This is a genomic window from Paraglaciecola sp. QJM3NY_14 (assembly GCF_056173245.1).
Genome location: NZ_CM149664.1, coordinates 4,915,809 through 4,939,949, shown reverse-complemented (window position 1 = coordinate 4,939,949; position 24,141 = coordinate 4,915,809). Strand labels below are relative to the sequence as shown.

Genomic DNA, 24,141 nt, shown 5'->3' with positions numbered 1-24,141 from the left:
AAAATAAAAAAATCCCCGCCAGAAGCGGGGATAAACAAACAACTACCTGTATTCGCTAAGGTAAGTCGCTAAGCTGGGTTAGTAGTTTAGGCTAACCGAAAGTTGAACACGGCGAGGGTTAATTAAGTTTCGTGCCTCACCAAAGGTGGCGCTAGAAAGAATGGGTTGATAGTTATAACCCGTCTGTCTGTCGAAAACGTTAAACACATCGGCCTTAAACTGAAGCTCTAAGTCTTCGGTGATATTGAAGGCTTGGGCGTAGTTTAAGTCTAACTGCCAATGGCTTGATTCACGACGGCTGCCAGCAGGTTCAGAGTAACGAATAGTTGAGCTTGAATAACCATAAGCGCCACCGTCCCACTCTTCCCAAACATCGCCAGATTGGAAGACAAAGTTAAAACCGATGTCAGCGTTCCAATCTGTTGTGTAGTAACCCAATGCTTTTAATACATGAGGACGGTCACCATTTAAGGTACCTGACTTGCCATCCCACAACATGCGGCCGCGACCATCACCTAAGTTAGATGAGCCAACAAACAAGTTACCGTCAGACGCTGTACTGGTAATGTCTTGGTCGTAGTTACCGTAGTAATGGCTCCATACATAAGACACGTTCAAGTAGTAGTTGTCGCCGGTGTAATCACCTTCGATGCTCCACTCGTAGTAGGTGTTTTCAGCGCCATCTAGTTCAGCAATAACATAGCTACCATCACTTGCAGACAGTCCCATGCTGGAATATTGCTCCGCTAAATCAGGAATAAACAAGCCTTTATCGCGCAAGTGTTCAGGTACGCCACCAAACGGGCCGTAATCGCCATAGGTGCGGGCGTTATTCGGTTGATCTTCCCACGCATGAAGCGCTTTGCGTTGACGTAAATGGGTGCGAACGAAGAATTCGTTTGATATGTATTTCGTCATACCAATAGTGATCTCGTCCGTGCGACGTGCATCCATGTCATCTTGGAACAATTTACCAGATGAACCGTTTGCTTCGGTATTACCAATAAACGCACCATCCGCATCAAAGTAAACCTTTTGGGTTGATTGATTGTTACGATCCCATGAGGCCGCGCGGGCTAAAGAGGTGGTATCTGGATTATAACTCGCAAAGTTAGCAAACACGGTATCGCGACCGTTATAGGCCCAAGTGATCCCAAGTCTAGGTTGGATCATGTCCATAAAATCAAGCTCATACATTTTGTACTTGTTGCCAGGAGCGACTTCGTAACCTGATGCATTCGCAGAGTTTTCTCTTAGGCCTTGTCCGTACAAAGTATCGTTGCTGAACAAGAAACCAACGTTGTAAGTGAAGTCACCGTGCTCAATGGTATCGTTCACTTCAATGTTGATGATTTCGGACGTTGACGTTAGCGGATTTAAGTTTTCTTCACCATTTAAACTGTTGGAGTATACTGTTGCGCTGTAATAGATAGCTTCGTCTGTTTCAAAGTCGGTATCTACACCCAACCCGCCGTTATAGCTGATTGCGCCCCAACCATTTGACAGTCGAGTAAGCACTTCTTCGCTTTCTTTCCACTGTCCACCAATATGAATATTGTGAACGGTATTGCCTAGCTCCATTTCGTGGTCAAGAGCGACTTCAAAGCTCTTACGAGAGAAATCTTGGTTATTAATAAGTGAAGCGCCACCAATATTACCGCCACCCGTTAATACGCCAGCATCATCGATATAGCCATAAGCATCGATAAGTACTTGAGCTGTTTCTGCATCAAAACCTTCGTCAGTTCTAATCGTCGGAACAAAGAACAAACCTTGCTGATCAAGGTTATTCAAATCAAGAGAGCCTCCAATAGTTGGGATAACACCTGAAAAAATGGTGTCAGGACGGCTAGAGTTCTCGTTCTTAAAATCACTGTATTGGAAGGTTAGCGTCGTATAGTCATCAATTATATATGAACCATCAATGGTGAAAATATCTTGCGATACTGAGCTACCCTCGGATGTTGAATCAGTCGCTTTAGAGTCGACTGAGTCACCGACAACGTCTTTATCAGAGGTTCTGTAGCTGACGTTTAACAATACATCTTCGGTAGGCGCCCAGGTCAATTTACCGAAATATTCATCACGGTCACTTTCGTATTGCTTGGTAGGTCCGTACGCCGTTTCTTTATTATCGCGTGTTATCTCAGGGCCAAAGTATGAACCATAAAAATACAATTCATCCTCAATCAATGCGCCGCTAACATTGGCACTCATCCACGTTTTGTCTTCTTCAAAAGTTGATGTGGTACTTTCTGTTGTATCACGATCGGCGGATAAGCTTGCAGGCTCGATACGATACTCTACGCTGGCATGAAACTCGTTAGTACCTGATTTAGATAAGGTATTAATTGAAAGGCCGCCGGCACGATTGAAGCCGATTGCTTTTGCGCCCCCACGGTCAATCGATACATAGGCAACGTCTTGGGTCGATGGTTCAGATGCAAGGTTACCGTACATGGGTAATGATACGTCTACCCCGTCAAAACCATATTTGTTATCTCGACCTGAACCACCTGCTGATGGGCCAAGTGTGGCATTTTCTGAATACTGCACACCAGGAATAATGGCCAATAAAGAGCGATAATCTTGACCAGTAGGTACGCGAGATAAAACGTCTTCGCCCAAAGAATTAGTTAATGAAGAGTCTCCTTCACGGCTGATGCGAGAGCCGACAATTTGAATCACTTCGGTGCTATCAGCAGGTGCTGCTTCAAATGCCACATCAACGTTAGATGTTTGGTCTAACAATACGTCGACTTGGGTTTGACGAACCGTGCCATCGGCAGAGGTGAAGGTCAGGGTGTATTTACCAGGCTTAAGAGCCGGTAAAACATAGCTACCATCCGCTTTTGTTTTAACTGTTCTAGGTTTTGGCATCACGTTACTTGATGCGGTGACAGTGACATCGTTTACCGAAATATCAGTCGCTTGCGTTTCAACCTTACCTTTAATGCCACCAGCTTGTTGTGCCATAGCGGCGGGTGCGCCAGCTAGAGAGCTTGCTAGTAGTACAGCTGAGAGAGTGGTTGCGCGATTGTTCCATGCACCTTGCATGGCACGGTAAATCCGTTGTTGTATGAAATTTCTAGATTGTGTTGCCATGTGTTCACCTATTTGTTGCTTGTGCTTTTTTATTTGAGGACGACGACTCATAAGCCTTCATTAAGTAGTTTTTATTATTGTTGTCTGAGCATTTAACAAACAATATTTGATATCGTCAAGAATAATATGTTCTTTATTGTTGCTTTTTTAGTAATAATTTATCTTTAAGGTGAGTGCTTTAAATCCACAAACTGCCAGTAAATGGGGAGCGCACTAAGGTCTAAAGGTATGTTTTATTACCTTTTTAGTCCTTTACTGGATCGTAGAAGTTAGCTCGATCGAAAAACACATCTGCTGAAATACAGAAAATTTCGAAGGTTAGCCTGTGGATTGCGTGTCTGCTGAGCAGTGTTGATAATCTGTACATTAAGTTATGGAATTATTATTCAAATTATTTATTATATCTGTAATTAATTATTCAAAAGTAAGTGTTTTTGAGTATAAATAGTGATCTGGAAGATTCACAGGCAACGGGATATCCTCAGTGTTATGAAAAAACGTATTACGAGTTGGCAGCGATCTGTCTTGATATGCTTATTAACGGTAGCCATCGTCAGTTGTGCGACCCTACCGATTAGTGAAATGCACTCAAAAAACTTTAGCCATCGGGTAAAGTTTCTAGTGATGCATTTTACCGCTATTGATTATCAAAAATCGGTTCACGCATTGGTGGATGAAGGCGGATTGAGTGCTCATTATCTTATCCCTGAATCTAATGATCCCAGTTATCCTAAAGACTCGTTAGAAATTCTCAAGTTGGTAGATGAAGACAAGCGTGCTTGGCATGCTGGTAACAGTGTGTGGCAAGGGCGCAGCGAATTAAATGATTCATCCATAGGCATCGAAATAGTCAATGTGCCTGAATGCCACTTTGACAAAGAGGCCAATACAACCTCTGAGCACGGCGAGAACCGCTTATGCGTATTTCCCGATTACGACCCGAAGCAAATCGAGCTATTAATTGCCTTAAGCCAACAAATACTGGCCCGTAATCCAGACATATCGCCTACTAAAGTGGTGGGGCATTCCGATATCGCCCCGTCGCGTAAAAACGATCCAGGCCCAAGATTTCCTTGGTTTGAGCTGTACCAAGCTGGGATAGGTGCTTGGTATGAAAACGAGACTTTTGAAGCCTATTGGCAGCGTTTTAATCAGTACCAACCGAATATTGGTCTAATACAAAGTGCTTTACGTGCCTATGGCTACAATGTGCTGGAAACGGGCATACGTGATGAACAAACAAGCAATGTGATCAGTGCCTTTCAGATGCACTTCTTACCCTGGCAAGTGACCGGTAAAGCAGACAGTAAAACCGCCGCCGCTGTGTTTGCTTTACTCGATAAATACTTCCCTAAAAAAGCCAAAAAATTGATGGCCCGCTACATTGACGAGCAAGTGGCTGAGTCAACAGAGCCGATGGCAATAAAGCAGGGGCAAGTGGATGAAGTATTCCCCATGCAGGAACGCAGTACTCGGCAATGGGTAAACGACCGTGAACGTTTTAAAGCGTACCAGGGGCGGGGTGAGATTCAGATTAATAGTCAAGGTGCAGAGCAAGCTGATATCTACGTTAATGGGCAAAAACTCAATATAGCGCAACCCTTTGCGCCAGACGAACGGTACCAGTATAGCTTGAAGCGTCGTACCAAAGACGGCACTAACACCTTGCGCGTAGAGAATATTTTACCTGAGGGCAGCGAGCTCAAAGTGACTATTCCGTCACCTATCCTAATGGACACCAGCACGTCTCAGCACAATCGTTTTGCACAAGTCGATGCACTTATTCAGCGAGATATCAATAACGGATTCCCCGGTGCGGTATTGTTGGTGGTAAAGGACGGGGAAATCGTAAAACGAACCGCATACGGTGATGCGCGACAATACGCTGATGGTGGAGAATTGCTCCCCGAGCCGCAGAAAATGCAGGTCGATACGCTTTTTGATATTGCTTCGAACACAAAAATGTTTGCTACCAACTTGGCCTTGATGAAGCTGGTAAGCGCAGGCAAATTAGACGTCAATGCGCCTATTCAGCGCTACATGCCAGACTATAAAGGTGGCGGGCGAGAAACGCGTTTAGTGCGCGATCTACTCACCCATACCGCTGGTTACGCCCCTCAAGTGCGGTTTTTTACGCCTGAAAATGGCGTCAGTAAGAGCTTGTATTCCCAGAACCCACAGCGAACGGATCAGTTACTGCTAAACCGTGTGCCATTTGCCATGGGGCGCAATGTTAAAGCGGTATACAGTGACACTGACTATATGTTACTGGGCATGTTGGTTGAGCGTATTACGGGAATGGGACTAGATGCCTACGTCGAGCATCAGATTTATCAACCATTGGGGTTGAGCAATACCTTATTTAACCCGCTATTAAAAGGCCGAGCAAAAGGTGAATTTGCCGCCACCGAAATACGAGGCAATAGCCGGGGTGGCCGTGTCAACTTCGATAATATGCGCGAGTATGTGTTGCAGGGTGAAGTGCATGATGAAAAAGCCTTTTATTCACTTGGCGGTGTAGCAGGTCATGCAGGGTTGTTTTCTACCGTAGACGATTTAGCCGTGCTGGGGCAGTTGTTATTGAACGGTGGTGGCTACGGCAAAACTCAAATCTTTGATGAAGCAGTATTACAGCAGTTTATTAAGCCAGAAGAGCGTAACGACAGTTATGGACTTGGCTGGCGCCGAGCAGGCCATGGCCAAAGCAAATGGCATTTCGGTCCTTACGCTAGTGCTCAGGCTTATGGTCATACGGGCTGGACAGGCACCGTATCAGTGATTGACCCCAAATATGACTTGGCTATTTTCTTGCTCACCAATGCACGGCACTCAAAAGTGCAAGAAGACGAAAGCGGCCATGTCGAATTTGCAGGTAAAACGTTTGAAACCGGCAAGTACGGCAGTGTGATTAGTTTGGTGTACGAAGCAATTCTAGACAGTAAATAAACGCTGGGCAGCCTTGCTTCAAAGGCTAAGGCTGAAGCATTGCTCCCAAAGACAAAACGCAAGGGTAAAGCCCTAACATGCATTTAAGGCAAGCAACACTATGATTTACAGCGGTCGCAACAGCATTAATCTCATTATCTCATGTTTGTGTTTGGGTAGCGTGATATGGGCAACGACGACAGGAGCACAAGTGAAGCAAAATGAGCGTCATCAGCCGATCGTAAACACATCAAAAATAGACATGCAGATCAGCAAAATCATGGAGAGGTTACATATTCCAGGTGTGGCGGTTGGCGTGATCAAAAACGGTAACGTGGTGCTCAAGCAAAGCTATGGTATGAAGAATATTCACAGCAATGAGCCTGTGGATGCACAAAGCCTATTTAAAATTGCTTCAAATACCAAAGCCTTTACCGCGGCCGCGCTAGCGATATTGGTTGATGAGGGCAAACTAAGCTGGGATGACCCAGTGGTAAAGCATCTGCCTGACTTTCAGTTACATGACCCTTGGATAAGCGCCCATTTTAGCATTACGGATTTGCTGACCCATCGAAGCGGGTTAGGCCTAGGGGCAGGAGATTTAATGCTGTGGCCAGAGCCTTCCAGTTTTAGCCGCCAAGAAGTGGTGCATAATCTGCGTTTTCTAAAACCCACAGGGCAGTTTCGTGCTGACTACGCCTATGACAACTTGCTGTATATCGTCGCAGGCGAAGTGGTCGCTGCAGCAAGTGGTCAGCCTTGGGAGCAATTTATTGAAAAACGTATTTTTGCGCCCCTAGGCATGCAGCATTGCTACGCGGGTCACGTACCTCAAGCGCAGCAAGCATTGGCGGCAACCCCGCATGGCATGGTGGATAATAGACTAGCGACCATAGTGCGTGATGTTGATACCAGTAAACCGAATGTATCAGGCGCCGCTGGTGGTATTCAATGCAGTCTAGACGACATGCTGATTTGGGCTCAAGTGCAGCTTAATCAAGGTAAAACAGCAGATGGAAAACAACTGTTCTCAACCACCCAGCACCAACAGATGTGGTCGCCAAAAACGATCATGCCGGTTTCAAGTACGGATAAGCGCCATAACCATAGTCACTTTAGTGCCTACGGCTTAGGTTGGCGCTTAAATGACGTAGACGGGAAGTTGCGAGTGCATCACAGTGGCAGCTTGGCGGGTATGTATTCCTACGTAAGTTTCTTTCCAGAACTTGATTTGGGCATAGTGGTGCTGACGAACCAGCAATCCAGTCCGGGGCGAAGTGCACTCATGTATACCTTAATGAAACCCTATTTAGGCGACAACGAAACAGATTGGCTAAAAGTGTTTGCCCCCAAGTTATCGCCGTCAAACAACAAGGCAGTAAGTAACTATATGGCGAATAACAAAACCGCTCAAAAAGCACAGCAACTTGTTGCTGTGACTGCCGGCTCCCTAAATGCAGCGTTAGGTGCTTATCGTGATGATTGGCTTGGGAATTTCTTTTTAGAGCAAAAAGACGGCCGTATTCAGTTACGCTCAAAAAGAGTGGTAAAGCTTGTGGGGGGGGTATACAAAAGTGATGAAAATGACCGTTTTCTGGTGCGCTGGGATGACAGAAGCCTAGAGGCGGATGTGTACGCCAAGCTCTACCGTGACCAAAACAATGCCATAACCTTTATGAAGCTTATTCCTGTGCATGCTAATATTGATTTTAGCTATGATTTTCAAGATCTTACTCTGTATAAAATGATTGAGTAAGCAACTGATTTACATCGTTTTTTATCATTAATGCTTGGGCGTTATTAAACGCCCATTTTAACACAAAAATAAATATCACTTTTTCGCAAAAAAATGTTGATTTAATCTACGTAAAGCCTATATTCCGCTCCAATATCATTGCCCAGACCATCCTACTGATGTGGCAAGCATGAGCTGTTAATTTTCTAATTGATTTTGCTTGGCTTGTTACGTTGATGGCGTGTCCTAAATACAAGTCAAATTGCTATTTGGAGCGCTGTAAAATGTTTAAAACGATTGTTGTTGTGGATAATGCCGAAGGCTTCCCCGAGCTGGACGCGAGCGTTATTGATTTCGCCCAGTACCTTGCCGACTACCCTAAAGTAGGCGAGCCCAAAACCCGTATTATTAACCTATGTGACACAGATAAATATTTGAGTCAGGGTTACTACTGCTCACTGTTGGCTGAAGCACGTCAACACAAGGTGTTACCAAGCGTAAACACCATTAATGATTTGAGTGAATCACTGACTGACCAAAGCAATGTGCTGACCCCAGTGCCTAAATATATGAGCACGGACTTATACGCTCATATTGACGATGAGTTACCCCAAGAAATTTTAGTGTTTTTCGGCTGGTCGCAAAATGAGCGCCACAAACGTATTGCCAAACACGTGTTTGAACGCTTTCCTGCGCCTATTTTGCGGCTCACTTTTAGCCGCGACGAGAAAGGCTTGAGCGTACAGCCAAAAGCCTTGGGTATCCGTGAGATTGATTCAAGCTTGTGGCCGCTATTTGCTGAGCGTTTGGAGCATTTTACTCAGAAGTATTGGCGTAGCCGTAGCAACAAAAAACGTTTCCGTTGGGACATGGCTATTCTGGTAAACCCAGAAGAGAAAACCGCGCCTAGCGACAGCAAGGCAATCCAAAACTTTGTGAAAGCAGCAGAGCAGGTAGGTATTAATGCAGAGGTGATCACCGCCAAACAAGGGCCCATGATCAGTCAATTCGATGCATTGTTTATTCGTGAAACGACCGCGATAAACCATCACACCTACCAACTTGCCCGCAAAGGTGAGCAAGAAGGGTTAGAAGTGATTGATGATGCAACCTCTATTTTGCGTTGCTGCAACAAGGTGTTTTTGCATGATGCGTTTAGCTACAACAAAGTGCCGTCACCGAAGAGTCGTTTTGTGTCTAACTCGAGCGACCAAACCTGTGAGCTGCTAGAAGCTGAGTTTAACTACCCTATGGTGCTAAAACTGCCTGAAAGCTCGTTCTCGATTGGCGTGTTTAAAGTTGAAAACTTGGTTGAGCTAAAACTTAAGTTGGTTGAAATGTTACGCCAGTCAGCCTTAGTGCTGATCCAAGAGTTCGTGTACACAGACTACGATTGGCGTATCGGTGTGCTAAACGGCCGTGCAATTTACGCTTGCCGTTACTTTATGGCGCGTAACCATTGGCAAATTTACAACCATAGCTCGAAGAAACACTTCTCTGGTGACTTTGAAACCTTGCCCACGTTTGAAGTGCCTAAACCGGTGCTCGATGCAGCGGTAAAAGCCAGCGCCATTGTGGGTAAAGGTTTATACGGTGTAGACATCAAACAAGTCAACAATCAGGTTTACGTGATTGAAGTGAATGACAACCCAAGCTTAGAGTCGAAAGTGGAAGATTTGTACTTAGGTAAAGAGCTATACATGTTGGTGATGCAAGAATTCGCTAACCGTCTTGAGTTACGAGGCAAATAAGATGTCCCTGGGACACAAATTACAGCAACAATCGTCATCTGAAAACGCAGTGGCTGAGGACAATAACCCCACGCTGAGTAGTGTCAACACTGTGAGCATTCGTAATGCACGTGTGAATGACATTGCCCAGCTGGTGGAATTAGAAAATGCCAGTTTTCAATCTGACCGTTTGAGCCAGCGCCGGTTTATGCATTGGCTTAAGGCGACTGACAGCCACAGAGTTTTTATGGTCGCAACGGATGGCGAAAACGTATTGGCTTATGGTCTGGTGATCATGCGTAAAGGCACGCGCTTAGCACGCTTATACTCCATTGCGGTGAGCATTATTGCGCAAGGTATGGGGGTGGGTAAAAAACTACTATTGGCCCTTGAGCAGCAAACCCTTGAGCAAGACAAACTGTTTATGCGCCTTGAAGTAGCAACGAATAACATGGGTGCGATTAAGTTATACGAAAGCTTGGGTTACCGTAGTTTTGGTACGTACGCCAATTACTATGAAGGCTTGATAGATGCGCTGCGAATGCAAAAACCGATTCGCCAAAGTCTATCTTTGCAAACCTTGCCTGAGTACCCCTGGTATCAGCAAACCACGGAGTTTACCTGTGGCCCGTCGTCTTTGATGATGGCTATGGCCAATTTGAATGGCAAATTGGATATGTCGCAATCATTGGAGTTGGACATTTGGCGTCAAGCAACAACGATTTTCATGACCTCAGGTCATGGTGGCTGCCATCCAATAGGATTGGCGTTAGCCGCACATTCTTTGGGGTTCGAGGTAACGGCTTATGTGAATACCAAGGCGCCATTATTTATTGATGGTGTGCGCAGTGAGCACAAAAAGTACATCATGCAAGCGGTGGATAGGCAATTTTTACAACGAGCTGAAGCTCAAGGGATTAAAATTATATATACCGATCCTGATGTGAAAGCCTTGCAAAAAGGGCTCTCTAAAGGGGCAGCGGTCATTAGTTTAATTAGTACCTATCAGCTAGATGGGAAAAAAATACCGCACTGGGTAACAGTTACACACATAGATGAAGATTGTTTATACCTACACGACCCAGATCCTGATGATCTGCACCCGCAACCGATGGATTGTCAGCATATTCCCATTGCGCGGGAAGACTTTTTCAGCATGTCTGCGTTTGGTAAGAGCAAATTGCGTACAGCATTGTTGATTACCAAAAAATAGTTTAAAAACAATTTGTTATCATTAAAGGTCTGCTAAGTGTAGGCCTTCTTTTTTACAAATAAGCTTTTTTTTGTCCTTTCAATTGCCATGATTGAGGGTGAACCAAGGCAGTAAAAAAATCGTACAGCACTTAATTAGTTAAGGTCTGCTTATTTGGTCTGAGGATTGCTTAGGTTAACAGTTGTAAAATTAACCTGAGTTGGCTCGTGATCCCTCCCATACACAAAGTATGACTGTGATATAGTCCCTATTAAGCAAATACGGCTAGTTACACATGAGGGTAAGCAATCAGTTTACTCTACAGTTTTTGTCAATCCTTTAGCGAATTAACTCGGTCATTAGGCCGCAAAAATAACGAAAGCTAAAGATAGGATTACAAATACCCAACAAGAAGGAATCAACGTGTCTCAAATATTATTGGTCGATGATGATAAGGAATTTACCGACGTAGCGAGTAATATTATCGAGTTTTTAGGCCATGACGTCGAAATAGCTAATAATTTAGAAGAAGCTTACAACTGTACCGAGTTTCAGCGCTTCGACCATATATTGCTCGACTTCATGTTACCAGACGGTAGTGCGTTGCATTTAATAGACAAATTAAATACTCAGGACAAAGTCCCATTTGTGACCTTGATCACTGGACACCCATCGGTGAAAAGCATCATTTCCGGTATGTGCGGGCCTAACGTTAACTATCTTGTTAAACCGTTACAGCGTGAAGATTTGGAACTTGTGTTATCAGGCAAAACCAAAGCTGTGAAAAAAGCTAAATCATCTTCTATCACTAAACACTTTGGTTGTTTGGTGGGCGAGTCTGCTCCTATGCAAGAACTCTATGAAATGATTGAGCGGGTGGGTAAAACCAATGCCAATGTCATGCTAATGGGCGAAAGTGGCGTCGGTAAAGAAGTCGTCGCCCACGCTATCCATACTGCAAGTGATGTTGAAGGGCCCCTTGTGGCAACCAACTGTGGCGCATTATCCCGAGAGCTCATTGGTAGCGAGCTATTTGGTCATGAGAAAGGTTCATTTACTGGCGCCGTAGGGCGTAAAATTGGTGTATTTGAGCAAGCCCAACAAGGCTCTTTGTTTCTTGATGAGATAACGGAAATGCCATTAGAAATGCAACCTAACTTGCTGCGCGTGTTAGAAAGTAAACGCGTTACCCGAGTCGGCGCGGTAAAAGACACGCCAGTTGATTGCCGGGTGATTTCAGCCACCAACCGCACAGTTGAAGAAATAGCCCAAAGCAAGGTGTTGCGCGAAGACATTTACTTCCGCTTAGCTGTATTCCCCATCACGATCCCGCCACTGCGTGAACGTCTGGCGGATATTCCACTCTTGGCCACTGCTTTTATCGAGCAATTAAATGCAGAAAATGACACAAATTTTGCGTGGCAGAATGCGCAATTGGATCAATTAAAAGCGTATGGCTGGCCAGGTAACATTCGTGAATTACGTCACGCTATCCACAGAGCATTCATCATGAGTGACCCTACAGGTACAGAAGTCACTTTGCCTAAAAACTTTGAGTCCCCGTTTGCTAAAAACCAAACGTCGACCAATCAGGTTACCGCTGGGCAAACGATTGATGATGTTGAAAAAGAACTGATCCGGGTGACATTGGAAAAGGTAGAAGGCAACAAAACCCTAGCCGCTGAAATGCTTGGCATCAGCACCAAGACTTTATATAACCGTTTAAATGCTTGGGAAAACCAAGCTCAGGGATAAATCATGCAACCAACACAAGGCGCGCAGCCCGTCACAACAAACTCTTTGATACACGATGTGCGTAATCCATTGAATCGCATCTCTATGCAAGCTGAAATGGTTAAACTTGTGTTGGAAAATGACATGCCCAAGGAAAAGGCAATTGCTGCCTTGGATAAGATCCTTGTCGCCTGTCTAGACAGCAGCGCGGCGTTACAAAAGCTGGCTGAGCATTCACGCTCAGGTGCCGAGTCTTAATTTTTCACCTGTTTCGAATAAAGCACAAACAGCTCATATTTAAAGGACGATCATGCACGTTAAACGCCTATTTGGTAATACCACTGCGACTTGGATCATTATTTCCATCATAGTGGTGGGCATCATAGGGACAAATCTATCCATTGCATTAAACACGGTTAATCAGCTTTCTACCGTGCAAACCGATTTAGATAAAACCAGCAATATTATTGTACGCCTTGAAAGCCTGCATTTGTCCGTAGTGGTCGCCGAATCAGGCCAGCGTGGGTATCTATTAACCGAGTATGAAGAATACCTCAACCCTTATCATGCTGAATTGCAGACCCTTGATGAGAAAATTGCGTTAGTCAAAAACATCAAGTCAGGTGTAGCGGGGCAAAAAGAGCGTATTGACGAACTGCTAATACTCGTAAATGAGAAAATAACAGAGCTCACCTCCACAGTGGATTTAGCCTTAGAAGATCGAGAGAAGTCGGCACTTAGGCAGATTATGACCAACCGAGGGCGTGATCTTTACCGTGAAATCCGTAAATCTATGCAGCAGTTAATCGACAGTGAATATCAGCATAGGCAAGCACTGTACACTCAGTTAAAGAGAATACAGCGCGACGCCAAAGTCAACTTTGGGGTATCGGCTATCACTAGCGGTTTGTTGGTTATCGGCATGTTTTTAATGGCTCGCATTAATTTACGAATTAGCAATCGCTATCAAGACGACCTTGAAGAGCAGAATGAGTCATTGCAGGAGAAGGTCGATCTGCGCACTCAAGAGTTAACCGTCTACTCAGAGGAACTCAGCCGGAGTAACCGAGAGTTAGAAGATTTTGCGTTTGTCGCTTCCCATGACTTACAAGAGCCTTTGCGAAAAATTCAAGCCTTCAGCGATCGCCTGACCACTATTTATAAAGACCAATTGGACGAGCGCGGTGTCGATTACATTAAGCGAATGACCACAGCAGCTTTTCGAATGTCGACTTTAATTAACGACCTGCTAGAGTTTTCCAGAATTACCACACGTGGAAAAGAGTTTGTTGAGGTTGAATTAAACAGTGTCCTAGATGAAGTCTTAAACGACTTAGAAATTGCCATTGCTGAGACAGGTGCGCAAATCGACGTCGCTCCATTACCAAAAGTGTGCGCAGACCCTAGTCAGATGTATCAGTTGTTTCTTAACGTATTATCGAACGGATTAAAGTTTCACAAAACGGACGTTGCACCTGTGATCACTGTATCAGTTGAGCAAAAAGACTTGCGTGATGAACTTCAACATGTTGATGTGCCAAGTTGCATTGTGACGATCAAAGATAATGGCATCGGTTTTGAGCAAACCTATGCGGATAAAATATTTTCACCTTTTCAGCGACTTCATGGTCGCACAGCGTACAAAGGAACGGGAATTGGTTTGGCGGTGTGTCGCCGCATTGTTGAGCGTCATGGTGGTACCATCACAGCGCTAAGTAGTCCAGATGAAGGGGCTGAGTTTACCATTACCTTGCCGATTGACGCCGTTGTTAACAAATATATGGGAGAGTAGAGTGCCTTTTACAAAAGCTAAACCAATCGTAATATTAATGGCAGATGACGATGAAGACGATCGTCTGCTCGCACAAGACGCCTTGCGCGAAAGTCGCGTACTAAATGAATTGCACTGCGTGGAAGACGGTGTACAGCTACTAGAGTATTTGCGCAAAGAAGGTAAATACAGCGAAGCTGACGCCGCCCCAAGACCAGGGTTAATTTTACTTGATTTGAACATGCCTCGAATGGATGGTCGCGAAGCGCTCGAGCAAATTAAACTCGATCCAAATTTGCGCAGTATTCCTATCGTTATTTTAACCACGTCAGCCCAAGAAGAAGACATGGTGAAAGGCTACGACTTAGGAGCTGCTTCCTACATCACCAAGCCAGTCACTTTTGAAGGCTTGGTCGCTCTGATGAGTGCGCTAGGTAAGTACTGGGTTGAGTTCGTAGAATTACCTACCAGCAACAATTAAGGTCAGCCAACACGCATGTCAAACTCAATCTCTCGCTTACTACTCGTCGAAGACGATGAAGATGATTACATATTAGCGCGAGATTATATCGAGCAACTCAGCACGCTTGAGTTTGAAATTGATTGGGTCACAAATCAGCATGATGCGTTAGCAAAAATGGCTGAAAACCAGCACGATATCTGTTTGTTGGACTACCAGCTTGGGGCCGAAAATGGTCTAACAGTGTTAAAACTAGCAATTGAAGCTGGGTTTACGTCACCTATTATTATGCTCACAGGCCAAGCGGATGAAGAAGTCGATATGGCTGCGCTGGATGCAGGCGCGGTTGACTATATTATCAAAAGCGAATTGAGTAGTAGTCGCTTTGCACGGGCTATCCGCTACGCTCTGGCGCGGCGAGAGATTGAAAAAGAACGTGTCGACAGATTAAAAGCAGAAGCCGAAAACCGCTCTAAAGACAGGTTTTTAGCGCACTTAAGCCATGAGCTACGTACGCCGCTAACGTCGATTTTAGGTTACACCGAATTGTTGATGGACTCTAAAATCGGTCAATCTGCTCAGTCCGAGTTGTCGATTGTATTGAACAATAGTAAGCATTTATTAAGTCTGCTTAATAACATGCTCGACTTGTCTAAAATAGCCGCCGATAAGCTTGAGCTTAATCTCAGTGAAGTCAATTTAGATGCTTTAATTGCTGATGTTTACGCCCTGATGAATATACCTGCGACAGATAAAGGTCTGACCCTTTCCGTCATTTCAGATACCCCTCTACCATTGAAAATTACCACCGACGCGACCCGTTTTCGCCAAGTGTTGATTAACCTGATAAGTAATGCCATCAAGTTTACAGAGCAAGGCAGCGTCACCTTACGTCTGTGGTGTGAAGACAAACCCGGTTGTGAATTTTTACACTTTTCTGTGACTGATACCGGCATCGGTATCCCTGCAAATCAACTCAATAGTGTGTTTAAACCATTTGAGCAGGTTGCTGATGTAGTCTCAAGACGGCAAGGCGGAAGCGGGCTAGGCCTTGCAATATGTAATGAGTTAGTCGCTAAGATGGGCGGAGAAGTTAGCTTGCATTCTACCTTTGGCGAAGGAAGCTGCTTCACGGCTTTTATTCAAACAGGTGACACTAAGCGCTCTCCACACGAGTTACTGAGTTTCGATGCCAAACCATCAACGGCGAAAGAAGTGAAAACGCTCAATTACGAGGGGCGTGTGCTAGTCGTAGATGATGTAAATGACATTCGCATGTTGGTAGGGCATATGGTGCAAAATTCTGGCCTGAAAGTGGAATATGGGCGAAACGGATTAGAAGCGTTAGATAAAGTCACTGATGCAATCAATGACGGCGACCCATACGACTTGGTCTTGATTGATATTCACATGCCTGTGATGAATGGCTCAGAAGCCATTAAGCAAATTCGCTCCAGTGGCATCCATTCCCCAGTGGTGGCCATGACCGCAGCCACTATGAAAGGTGTGCGTGACCAATTAATTTCACAGGGTTTTACTAACGTTCTTGAAAAACCAATCAACCATGATGCGTTACTGAAGGTGCTCGATGCACACCTGACAGCGGTTAGTGAGCCCATTCAAGTCGAAACTACCGATGCGTATGACAACGATGCCTCACAGCAGGATGAAAGTTCCGAAAGGCAACATTTCTTGCTGGTTGAGGACGATGTGGATGCCGCTGATATTACGGCTCTATTGTTAGAAAGTTTAGGTGTAGATGTACATGTTGCCCATTCAGGCCAAGAATGTATGGACGTATTCAATCAGCGTAATGATTGGAGCAAAGTGTTGATGGATTTAAATTTGCCAGATGCCAGTGGGTTAAATTTGGCCAAAGAGATTCATAAAACATCTCCTCAATTAGAATTGGTGTTATTGAGTGGCGAAGAGCCCGATGCACAGAGTATGGCAGATGCCGATATTACGAAATTTATTCTAAAACCCATCAATAAAAAAGTGCTAAGCGATTTGGTGGAAGACTAGCTCCACCTTAGTCGAGAGCCCTTATACCTTTCAATTTAGCTTCTACACGACTCCTTTATACTCCTCAATACTTACTTCTTAATACTCCCCAATAAAAAATCACATGGTGAGCGAATACGCCGCGATCCAGATGGCAGGCCCGTCACCACAAATCACGTACTCTTCATTAATGGCCTTATGCTCAAGGCGCTTCATGGGCTCTATTCTAAAGGCTCTGTGATTAGGAGGCGCATTGAAGGGGGGAAATTGGTTTAACAGGTGTGTCACCGTTGCGTTTTTCGCTGGATGATAACCGATAACCGATAAACGAGGTTAGCTCGGTGAGTGAATCCGTTGGGGCCACAGATAGTAGCAGTATCGAGTGTGTTTAACGCACGGCCCCAACGAAAGGGGTAGTGAATTAGCGCTGTATAGCAAAGCTAGCATTCAGGCTAATTCTACAATTTGTATCGTGCCAGTGCTTGGCACGTTCGCTGCCGCAAACTAGAGCGATATATAAATGAAATACAGGCAAACCTTGCGCCAAATATATTAGTTGCTGAATTTTAAAGGTTTTTCAATTTGTTGTTTGTTTTTTGTGCATCAAATAGTGAAGAAATGCGACACCAAAGTAGCCTTTACTCACTGCAGCAAATCCATAACAGCATTAAGAGCCTGCCAAAGCAGGTTTAGGCTTGACGAATTTTTTAAGTAGCACGGGCAGTAAGGTGGTGTCGGTTATAAACGCCAATAGCATGGCTAAGCAGGTTAATAATCCAAAGAGAATGCTTGGCACAAAGTCGGAGAAACTAAGCAACGAAAAACCTACAGCGATAATCGTCGTCGTATAAATCAATGCAAAACCGACAGACTTGAATGTATTTTGAACGGCCTGCTGGCTGTCATTAGACTCTTTATTCAACTCTTCTAGGTAGCGGTGCACAAAATGGATTGTGTCATCTACCGCGATCCCCATAGCAATGGCTGAGATGGTGATGGTCATTAAGTCCAGGGGGATGGCTAGCCATCCCATCACTCCCAAGATGACCAAAGTCGTCAGTATGTTTGGAATAACCGCGATAATGGCGACTTTAAATGAGCGAAATATTACTAGTAGCACTAGTGTTAATGCTCCAAAGACTAAGCCTAGCGTCATAATCTGGGAGGTAAACAACCGTTGTAAAATATCTTGATACAGTACAAATAAATTCGTCAGGCTGTAGCTGTCAGGCGCTATTTCTAACATGTCTAAGTCGTCACGAAGGGTCTGCAAAAACTCTGCACGGTTAAAGTTCTCTGTGCTGTCTTGAATACGTGCGCTAATACGCAATTGTTGATTTTCAGGGTTAAAGTAGGCGCCAAGCAGCTGCTCGGTGAGAGAATCATCCAGTAATGTGTAAATAACAGTTAACTCGTACTCGGTCAGTGGCTTACCTTGATTAACCTTTTTTGCTAACTCGGTGAAGTTAACCACTGAGGTAATATTGCCAGTGGCTTCATACTGGCGCATCACATGCTGAATTTTTTGTAGGGTCTGCACTGTCTTAGCACTCATGACCAAATCATCGCGACGCTCGTCTACAGGGATGGTGTAAATCAAATCCAAAGGTGTTGACCCACCGAATTCTTTGTCAATAAACTCCAACTCCGTACGTACTTGCGTGGATTCTTTAAAATAATTTAGGAAGCTGTTCTCGACATCTAATTTTAGCACCCCAAAAATTGCTCCGCCGCCTATAACGAGGGTGGTTAATACAATGAAAGTGGGGCGCTTCAAACTAAAGGCGCTAAGTCCTGATACCAACCACTGACTCAGGCGGCCTTCGTGGCTGTCACCCTTGCGCGTAAATGATGCCAGTACCGCAGGAAACAGGATTAAACTTGCGCTGATAGACACTCCCATTGCTACTATCATCATCCAGCCAAAACTCACTACGGGCTGAATGCCACTAAAGAGTAAAGAAGCAAAACCTACGCTGGTGGTAATACCTGCATATAGGCAGGGTTTGAATTTATTGATAAACGTTTGACGTAGCAGGTCTTGCTGATTCGATTCAGTATCTGCTGCTTCTAATTGTCTAAACTCGACGATGAGATGCACGACTACGGCCAGCGTGAGTATGAGCTGCAGTGCAATAAAGTTTGATGAAATGACTGTGGCTCTAAAATCTAACACACCGAATAACCCGACGGTCAGTAATACACTCAAACCGCAGCAGAGAAGTGGCAAAACAACCCAACGTATTTTTCTAAACAATACAAACAGTATGAGACATATCGCCAAGCCGATAGCACTGCCGAATAACAGTAAATCGCTTTGTATGATGTCAATCATTTGCTGGCCGAGTACATAGGCTCCACCTAAGAATAGATCGGCGTCGTCTTTAAACGGTTCTATGATCTGATAGATCTGCTTTATCTCTTGCTGACGAGTGAGTTTGAGTTGTTCCTCAATGGGTTGCGCCTTCGCTTTCAAGGCTTCAATTTTCTGCTCGTCTTCTTCGCTTAGCTCGGTGTTCTCGCCCTGTAGAATGCCCTTTTGGATCGCAATAATTTGACTCTGTATATCCAGTAGCTCTTCGTTGGGCTTAAACACGATCTGCATGGCGGTGGCAGTTTGGTCTTGATTCACCAAAAGGTCCGTAAATAATGGGTGATCAGTAAAGACCTGTCGCATTCTATCTGGCGAATACCGATTGGCTTGCCATGTAAGCTGTTCTGGCTTTAAGTTTGGGTCCAGTTCATTCGACAGTGAAAGAAGAGGGACATTCAGAATATTAGTAACGCCGCCGACTCTGGGTAAGTCTTTAAACTCACTGGATATTTGTTGAATATCATTAAACGTTTGTTGGCTAAACAAGGCGTGATTCTTTGGTTTGTATGCGACCAAAATAAATTCTTGAGGAGAGAATCTTTCGTTTACCACCTGAGTCTCAACGAACATCTTATTGTTTTTGATCAGCAGAGTATCGGCAGATGCATCAATTTTAAATTGCTGCGCAGACCAAGCGGCTAAAGTACCGGCCAATATAAAAACAACAAGAATAAGCTTGGCGTGGCGAATAATAAAATTGGCTAAAAAGGCACTCATTACTTGCTTACTCCTGCGGTGATGCTGGCGCATCATCCGCTACGCCAGTCGGTTCTACTGCAGCGCCATTTTGTAATTCTGGGTACTGTTGATCGCGAAGCATGCTTTGCATATACAAATTACGGAAGAATACATAGGGATCGTCTGTTTCACTGCGTAGCTGCTCGTAGGTGGGAGCTTCTGGGGCGAATGCGTGAAACCCTCCATATGCTTGGATGTATAGAGTCTCGGGGTTTTCGGTAGCATATTGAATGGGATGGAATACAGATTCAGTGATAGTAGAAAAGCCGTTTCGCAAGTCGGATTGGCCTAATACAGGGAGTACTAAGTAACTGCCGTATCCCACGTCATAGTTGACCAATGTGTCATTGATGGTCGACACTTTCTCATTAATTTCGAACCAAGATGTCGCTGGGTCAAAGAGCCCTAATATGCCGACGGTAGAGTTAATCAAAAAGCGACCAACGCTCTTACCACTGTCGCCTACATCCCCTTGAAAGAGCTGATTCAGCGCGTTGAGCGGTTCACGTATATTACTAAAAAAATTGCCCACACTATTTCGTACAGGATCGGGAACGACCTTTGTGTAACCTTTTGCCGCTGGAATTAGAACGTACTCAAACAATTTATCATTAAAGGCAAAGATGGGACGGTTGATAAACTCTAACGGATCTTCAAACGCTGCGTTCTCGCTAAAACTAACCCCCTGAACACTCTTTTCAGCGGGATAACTTACCACAGTAGGCTCGATGGTTTGTGAACCATGAGAGCTATTAATAACCAGCTCACTTTGGGTCTCGTTTGTTTCTTGAACTTGGTTCTCGCTTTGCTCTGGTGAATGAGAGCTACAAGCACTGAGGAATAATGCAGCGCTTAGCACCGCGCCTACAATGGGCATGTTACAAAAATAATGTGAGCGCAAACTGTAATTCCTCTAGAAGTAAACAAGATTGAGTAAAAAATCCGCTGTGTTATTGATTATTTATGGGCTTTTACGCAATAGGGTGGGTAATGGGATACAAAATTCATTCCATCTCTAAGCTTCTGAATTGTATTAACTTATTTGAATTTCTCTGTGTATCTGTCAATTCTGTGGGAAAATTATACCGACTGAATATGACAAAGTTACCGATTTAACAGAATTTGGGTTACAGAGACCTAACGTTCACTACTGTCTTTGCTTCTTATATTTAATTAACGTTTATATATCATGCGGTTAAGCCATATGGTTTAGTACTTGCAGAGAGGCAAAAGAAATTTACATTCGCTCCCTAAGGATAACTTATGCAGTACAAATCAATACTTTTTGGCCTTGTGGCCGCGGTTTCACTTCTATTTGTCGGTGGTTGCTCTACTACAACACAAGCAACTGTCACTCAAAAGCGTCAGGCTGTTCAAACCATGAACGATAAGGTGTTAACAGAGTTGTTTGCATTAAAGCCTAGTGTGCGTTCCCAAATAAATAGCGCTCCTGGCTATGCGGTATTCGACAACGCGAACGTGAATCTTATTCTAGCGAGTTTTGGCGGCGGTTATGGCGTGGTAACGGACAATCAAACCGGCCAGAAAACCTATATGAAAATGGCAGAGGTGGGGCTAGGTCTAGGCGCTGGTGTTAAAGACTTTCGCGCCGTTTTTGTTTTCCATAACGAAGCAGTCATGTCACGGTTTGTTGAGGAAGGTTGGGCGTTTGGTGCCCAAGCTGATGCTGCCGCCAAGGCCGGCGATAAAGGTGTAGCTAAAGGCGGAGAAGTGACCGTAGATAACATCACTATTTATCAGTTAACGGAGAGTGGATTGTCTTTACAGGCGACGGTAAAGGGTACTAAGTACTGGAAAGACAACGAACTTAACTAAGTTGAACTAACCAGCGCCAACGTTATTTATTTGTACCGGCGCTAGTTTGCGTAGTCGTTGCTTCGACTGTGGTAGTCAATGTGTGAATCTGCCCAACTTGCAACAATGGTGCGGCGTCGAGCGCTTCAGCATCCATCATTTTAGCGATGCGTTGCATCGTTGATACTAGTTGGGTTTGCTCCCACTCATCTAACGACTCGAAGCGATTAATGAAATGCTCTTGCAATAAAGTGGGAGCATTTTTAAACGCAGTTGAACCCGACTCGGTTAAACGTACACCTACTTTGCGCTTATCAATTTGTGAACGTTCTCGCACCACGTAACCTCGAGCTTCTAGTCTGTCGAGTATGCTAGTGACAGTCGCTGAACTAAGGTTAATGTGATTAGCAATATCTTTGACCATAACGTCATCGTTATTGGCAATTTCTTGCATGACGATAAGCTGGGGGCTGGTTAACCCAGACTCTTTACTGAGCTTCTTGGAGTAAAGGTCAATTGCCCTTATTACGCGTCTTAGCGACACTAATAACTCATCGTATTTTTTCATTATGGGTACCTGCTTAGTCATTAACGGCGAACCCTAGCAAATTTTCCCTTGAATGCAACCTAAAGCACTTTTTCTCGAGTGAAAAAGTGTAAAGGGCTGATCTTGCTCTAGGGTTGAAGGTATCTATGCTAGCAGCGATCTAACTTACTCAATTTATGACGTTTTTCAGGGCTTGGGTTATCTTTTGACTCAGCTAGATCCGGATTTATATTTGATCTTTGGACAGTAATTGAGCATAATGCTTCGTGTACTAATTAATTGACCTGTAATTATCAGTGCACAACTCATCATTTATCACGGAGACAAAATGAATACGCTTAAAGCGATCGGTAGTACGCTTACTAAACCTGCCACTTTATTTATAAACGCTATTTTTCATAAAACGAGCTTTTGGTTATTAACCTGCGCTTCTCTTCTCGTTCTTGCTACCCACAACCAATCTCGCGCTCGCACAAAAAGCCAAACTTCCACAAGCCATTAATTAATACAATATGAGTTACATTTCTTTAGCAGTATATTTTATCGCTATGCTGGGGATAGGTGTGTTCGCTTATCGCCGTTCGACTAGTGATATGTCTGGCTATATCTTAGGTGGCCGCCAAGTCAGCCCTCAAGTCACTGCACTTTCTGCAGGGGCATCAGACATGAGTGGCTGGATGCTTATGGGGCTTCCTGGAGCCATGTTCGTTAGCGGGTTTGATAGCATGTTTATTGCTATTGGCTTGTTAGTCGGCGCGCTGGCTAACTATATTTTGGTTGCCCCGAAATTACGGGTTTACACCGAGGTTGCCAATGACGCTCTGACTATTCCTGAGTTTTTCGCCAAGCGCTTCAACAATAAGACAAGTAGTATCCGAATCATTTCTGCAGTGATCATTGTGATGTTTTTCACACTCTATACCTCTGCGGGCTTGGTTGCTGGGGGCAAGTTATTTGAATCTGCTTTCGGTTTAGATTACCAACTTGGGCTATTTATTACCTTAGGCGTTGTGGTGTCTTACACTTTGCTGGGGGGCTTCTTGGCGGTATCGCTAACCGATTTTGTTCAGGGCTGTATTATGTTCGTTGCTTTGGCTTTAGTGCCCATTGTTGCATACCAACATTTTACCAGTAGTAACGAAATGCTCGACTTTGCGTATCAGTCGATCCCGACATTCACTCAGTCGATGAGTGATATAACCGCTCTTGGTTTGGTGTCTAGTTTAGCGTGGGGATTGGGGTATTTTGGTCAGCCGCATATTATTGTGCGATTCATGGCTATTCGCTCGGTGCCTGCGGTTAAAACGGCACGTAATATTGGCATGAGTTGGATGACGGTCACTATTACAGGCGCACTGTCTACTGGCTTGGTTGGCGTTGCGTATGCTAATAAATTTAACTTAGCAGTGGATGACCCTGAAACTATCTTCATTATTTTCTCAGAATTGCTATTTCACCCGTTGATCAGTGGCTTCCTATTAGCTGCGATTTTAGCGGCTATCATGAGCACCATTTCTTCGCAATTGCTGGTATCAGCCAGTTCTTTGACCGAAGACATCTACCGCCTCAAAGCGGGCAATGAAGTCAGCGATGAGCAAACCGTAAAAATGGGACGCTATGGCGTTGCAGGTGTAGCAATCGTCGCCTTGTTACTATCACTGGATAGTAACAATAGTATTTTATCATTGGTCAGCAATGCGTGGGCCGGCTTTGGCGCCGCATTCGGACCGTTAGTGTTGTTTTGCTTGTACAAAGCAAATTTAACCCACAAAGCTGCTGTAGCAGGCATCGTATCCGGTGCTGTAACCGTGTTGGTTTGGATTTATGTGCCACTGCTACCCAACGGACAAACGCTTTCCAGCGTGATGTACGAAATTGTCCCAGGCTTTATTGTAAGTGCTGCTGTTATCTGGCTGGTGAGTCAGTTTGGTGAAAAACCAAGTAAAGCCACAGCGGCTATGTTCGACGAAACCAATCAGGTTTTAGCCAAACAACATTCAAATTAAGGAAA

At 44.5% G+C, this 24,141-nt stretch carries 15 protein-coding genes; 11 read left to right on the top strand and 4 right to left on the bottom strand.

From position 1 onward, the window contains the following. Positions 1-78: 78 nt before the first annotated feature. Positions 79-3,105, bottom strand: coding sequence for a TonB-dependent receptor (locus AC0VYA_RS21140; RefSeq protein WP_475489584.1), 3,027 nt, complete (start codon positions 3,103-3,105; stop codon positions 79-81). A 489-nt stretch (positions 3,106-3,594) separates the two neighbouring features. Here AC0VYA_RS21140 and pbp4b point away from each other — a divergent pair, with 489 nt between their 5' ends. From pbp4b to AC0VYA_RS21095, 9 genes are all read left to right on the top strand, one after another. Then, positions 3,595-6,051: a penicillin binding protein PBP4B gene (pbp4b, locus tag AC0VYA_RS21135; protein ID WP_475489583.1), complete on the top strand. Its 2,457-nt coding sequence runs from the start codon at positions 3,595-3,597 to the stop codon at positions 6,049-6,051. A gap of 100 nt (positions 6,052-6,151) precedes the next feature. Further along, positions 6,152-7,786 carry a serine hydrolase domain-containing protein gene (locus AC0VYA_RS21130; protein WP_475489582.1) on the top strand — a complete coding sequence of 545 codons (1,635 nt, stop codon included), beginning with the start codon at positions 6,152-6,154 and terminating at the stop codon, positions 7,784-7,786. Positions 7,787-8,049: 263 nt separating this feature from the next. Next, positions 8,050-9,516: a RimK family protein gene (locus AC0VYA_RS21125; protein WP_475489581.1), complete on the top strand. Its 1,467-nt coding sequence runs from the start codon at positions 8,050-8,052 to the stop codon at positions 9,514-9,516. A gap of 1 nt (position 9,517) precedes the next feature. Beyond that, complete coding sequence (locus tag AC0VYA_RS21120) at positions 9,518-10,708, top strand: peptidase C39 family protein (protein WP_475489580.1); 1,191 nt, start codon at positions 9,518-9,520, stop codon at positions 10,706-10,708. 402 nt (positions 10,709-11,110) lie between these two features. Next, complete coding sequence (locus AC0VYA_RS21115; protein WP_475489579.1) at positions 11,111-12,442, top strand: sigma-54-dependent transcriptional regulator; 1,332 nt, start codon at positions 11,111-11,113, stop codon at positions 12,440-12,442. A gap of 3 nt (positions 12,443-12,445) precedes the next feature. Continuing rightward, complete coding sequence (locus AC0VYA_RS21110) at positions 12,446-12,679, top strand: histidine kinase (protein ID WP_475489578.1); 234 nt, start codon at positions 12,446-12,448, stop codon at positions 12,677-12,679. A 52-nt stretch (positions 12,680-12,731) separates the two neighbouring features. Continuing rightward, complete coding sequence (locus AC0VYA_RS21105; RefSeq protein WP_475489577.1) at positions 12,732-14,213, top strand: sensor histidine kinase; 1,482 nt, start codon at positions 12,732-12,734, stop codon at positions 14,211-14,213. 1 nt (position 14,214) lies between these two features. Then, positions 14,215-14,673, top strand: coding sequence for a response regulator (locus AC0VYA_RS21100; RefSeq protein ID WP_011576844.1), 459 nt, complete (start codon positions 14,215-14,217; stop codon positions 14,671-14,673). Positions 14,674-14,688: 15 nt separating this feature from the next. Further along, a complete protein-coding gene (locus AC0VYA_RS21095) occupies positions 14,689-16,677 on the top strand; it encodes a response regulator (protein WP_475489576.1) in 1,989 nt (662 codons plus the stop codon). A gap of 646 nt (positions 16,678-17,323) precedes the next feature. Here AC0VYA_RS21095 and AC0VYA_RS21090 read toward each other — a convergent pair. Both AC0VYA_RS21090 and AC0VYA_RS21085 read right to left on the bottom strand, forming a co-directional pair. Continuing rightward, complete coding sequence (locus tag AC0VYA_RS21090) at positions 17,324-19,747, bottom strand: efflux RND transporter permease subunit (protein ID WP_475489575.1); 2,424 nt, start codon at positions 19,745-19,747, stop codon at positions 17,324-17,326. A 7-nt stretch (positions 19,748-19,754) separates the two neighbouring features. Continuing rightward, entirely contained in the window at positions 19,755-20,645 is an 891-nt protein-coding gene (locus AC0VYA_RS21085) for an MlaA family lipoprotein (protein ID WP_473481385.1), read from the bottom strand. A 386-nt stretch (positions 20,646-21,031) separates the two neighbouring features. Here AC0VYA_RS21085 and AC0VYA_RS21080 point away from each other — a divergent pair, with 386 nt between their 5' ends. Continuing rightward, entirely contained in the window at positions 21,032-21,604 is a 573-nt protein-coding gene (locus AC0VYA_RS21080) for a YSC84-related protein (RefSeq protein ID WP_473476935.1), read from the top strand. Between the two features lie 22 nt (positions 21,605-21,626). Here the strand turns inward: AC0VYA_RS21080 and AC0VYA_RS21075 are convergent, their stop codons facing one another. Then, positions 21,627-22,151 (bottom strand): MarR family winged helix-turn-helix transcriptional regulator, encoded by a 525-nt coding sequence (locus AC0VYA_RS21075; protein WP_475489574.1) that lies wholly within the window; start codon positions 22,149-22,151, stop codon positions 21,627-21,629. Between the two features lie 491 nt (positions 22,152-22,642). On the opposite strand from AC0VYA_RS21075, the gene putP reads away from it, so the two are divergent. Continuing rightward, on the top strand, positions 22,643-24,136 hold the full coding sequence (gene putP / locus AC0VYA_RS21070; protein ID WP_011576838.1) for a sodium/proline symporter PutP: 1,494 nt from the start codon (positions 22,643-22,645) through the stop codon (positions 24,134-24,136). Positions 24,137-24,141 lie beyond the last annotated feature (5 nt).

Excerpts from the sequence above, each read along its gene's own strand:
- AC0VYA_RS21140 (WP_475489584.1), bottom strand. The coding sequence starts at position 3,105 with ATGGCAACACAATCTAGAAATTTCATACAACAACGGATTTACCGTGCC.
- pbp4b (WP_475489583.1), top strand. The coding sequence starts at position 3,595 with ATGAAAAAACGTATTACGAGTTGGCAGCGATCTGTCTTGATATGCTTA.
- AC0VYA_RS21130 (WP_475489582.1), top strand. The coding sequence starts at position 6,152 with ATGATTTACAGCGGTCGCAACAGCATTAATCTCATTATCTCATGTTTG.
- AC0VYA_RS21125 (WP_475489581.1), top strand. The coding sequence starts at position 8,050 with ATGTTTAAAACGATTGTTGTTGTGGATAATGCCGAAGGCTTCCCCGAG.
- AC0VYA_RS21120 (WP_475489580.1), top strand. The coding sequence starts at position 9,518 with ATGTCCCTGGGACACAAATTACAGCAACAATCGTCATCTGAAAACGCA.
- AC0VYA_RS21110 (WP_475489578.1), top strand. The coding sequence starts at position 12,446 with ATGCAACCAACACAAGGCGCGCAGCCCGTCACAACAAACTCTTTGATA.
- AC0VYA_RS21105 (WP_475489577.1), top strand. The coding sequence starts at position 12,732 with ATGCACGTTAAACGCCTATTTGGTAATACCACTGCGACTTGGATCATT.
- AC0VYA_RS21095 (WP_475489576.1), top strand. The coding sequence starts at position 14,689 with ATGTCAAACTCAATCTCTCGCTTACTACTCGTCGAAGACGATGAAGAT.
- AC0VYA_RS21090 (WP_475489575.1), bottom strand. The coding sequence starts at position 19,747 with ATGAGTGCCTTTTTAGCCAATTTTATTATTCGCCACGCCAAGCTTATT.
- AC0VYA_RS21085 (WP_473481385.1), bottom strand. The coding sequence starts at position 20,645 with ATGCCCATTGTAGGCGCGGTGCTAAGCGCTGCATTATTCCTCAGTGCT.
- AC0VYA_RS21080 (WP_473476935.1), top strand. The coding sequence starts at position 21,032 with ATGCAGTACAAATCAATACTTTTTGGCCTTGTGGCCGCGGTTTCACTT.
- AC0VYA_RS21075 (WP_475489574.1), bottom strand. The coding sequence starts at position 22,151 with ATGAAAAAATACGATGAGTTATTAGTGTCGCTAAGACGCGTAATAAGG.
- putP (WP_011576838.1), top strand. The coding sequence starts at position 22,643 with ATGAGTTACATTTCTTTAGCAGTATATTTTATCGCTATGCTGGGGATA.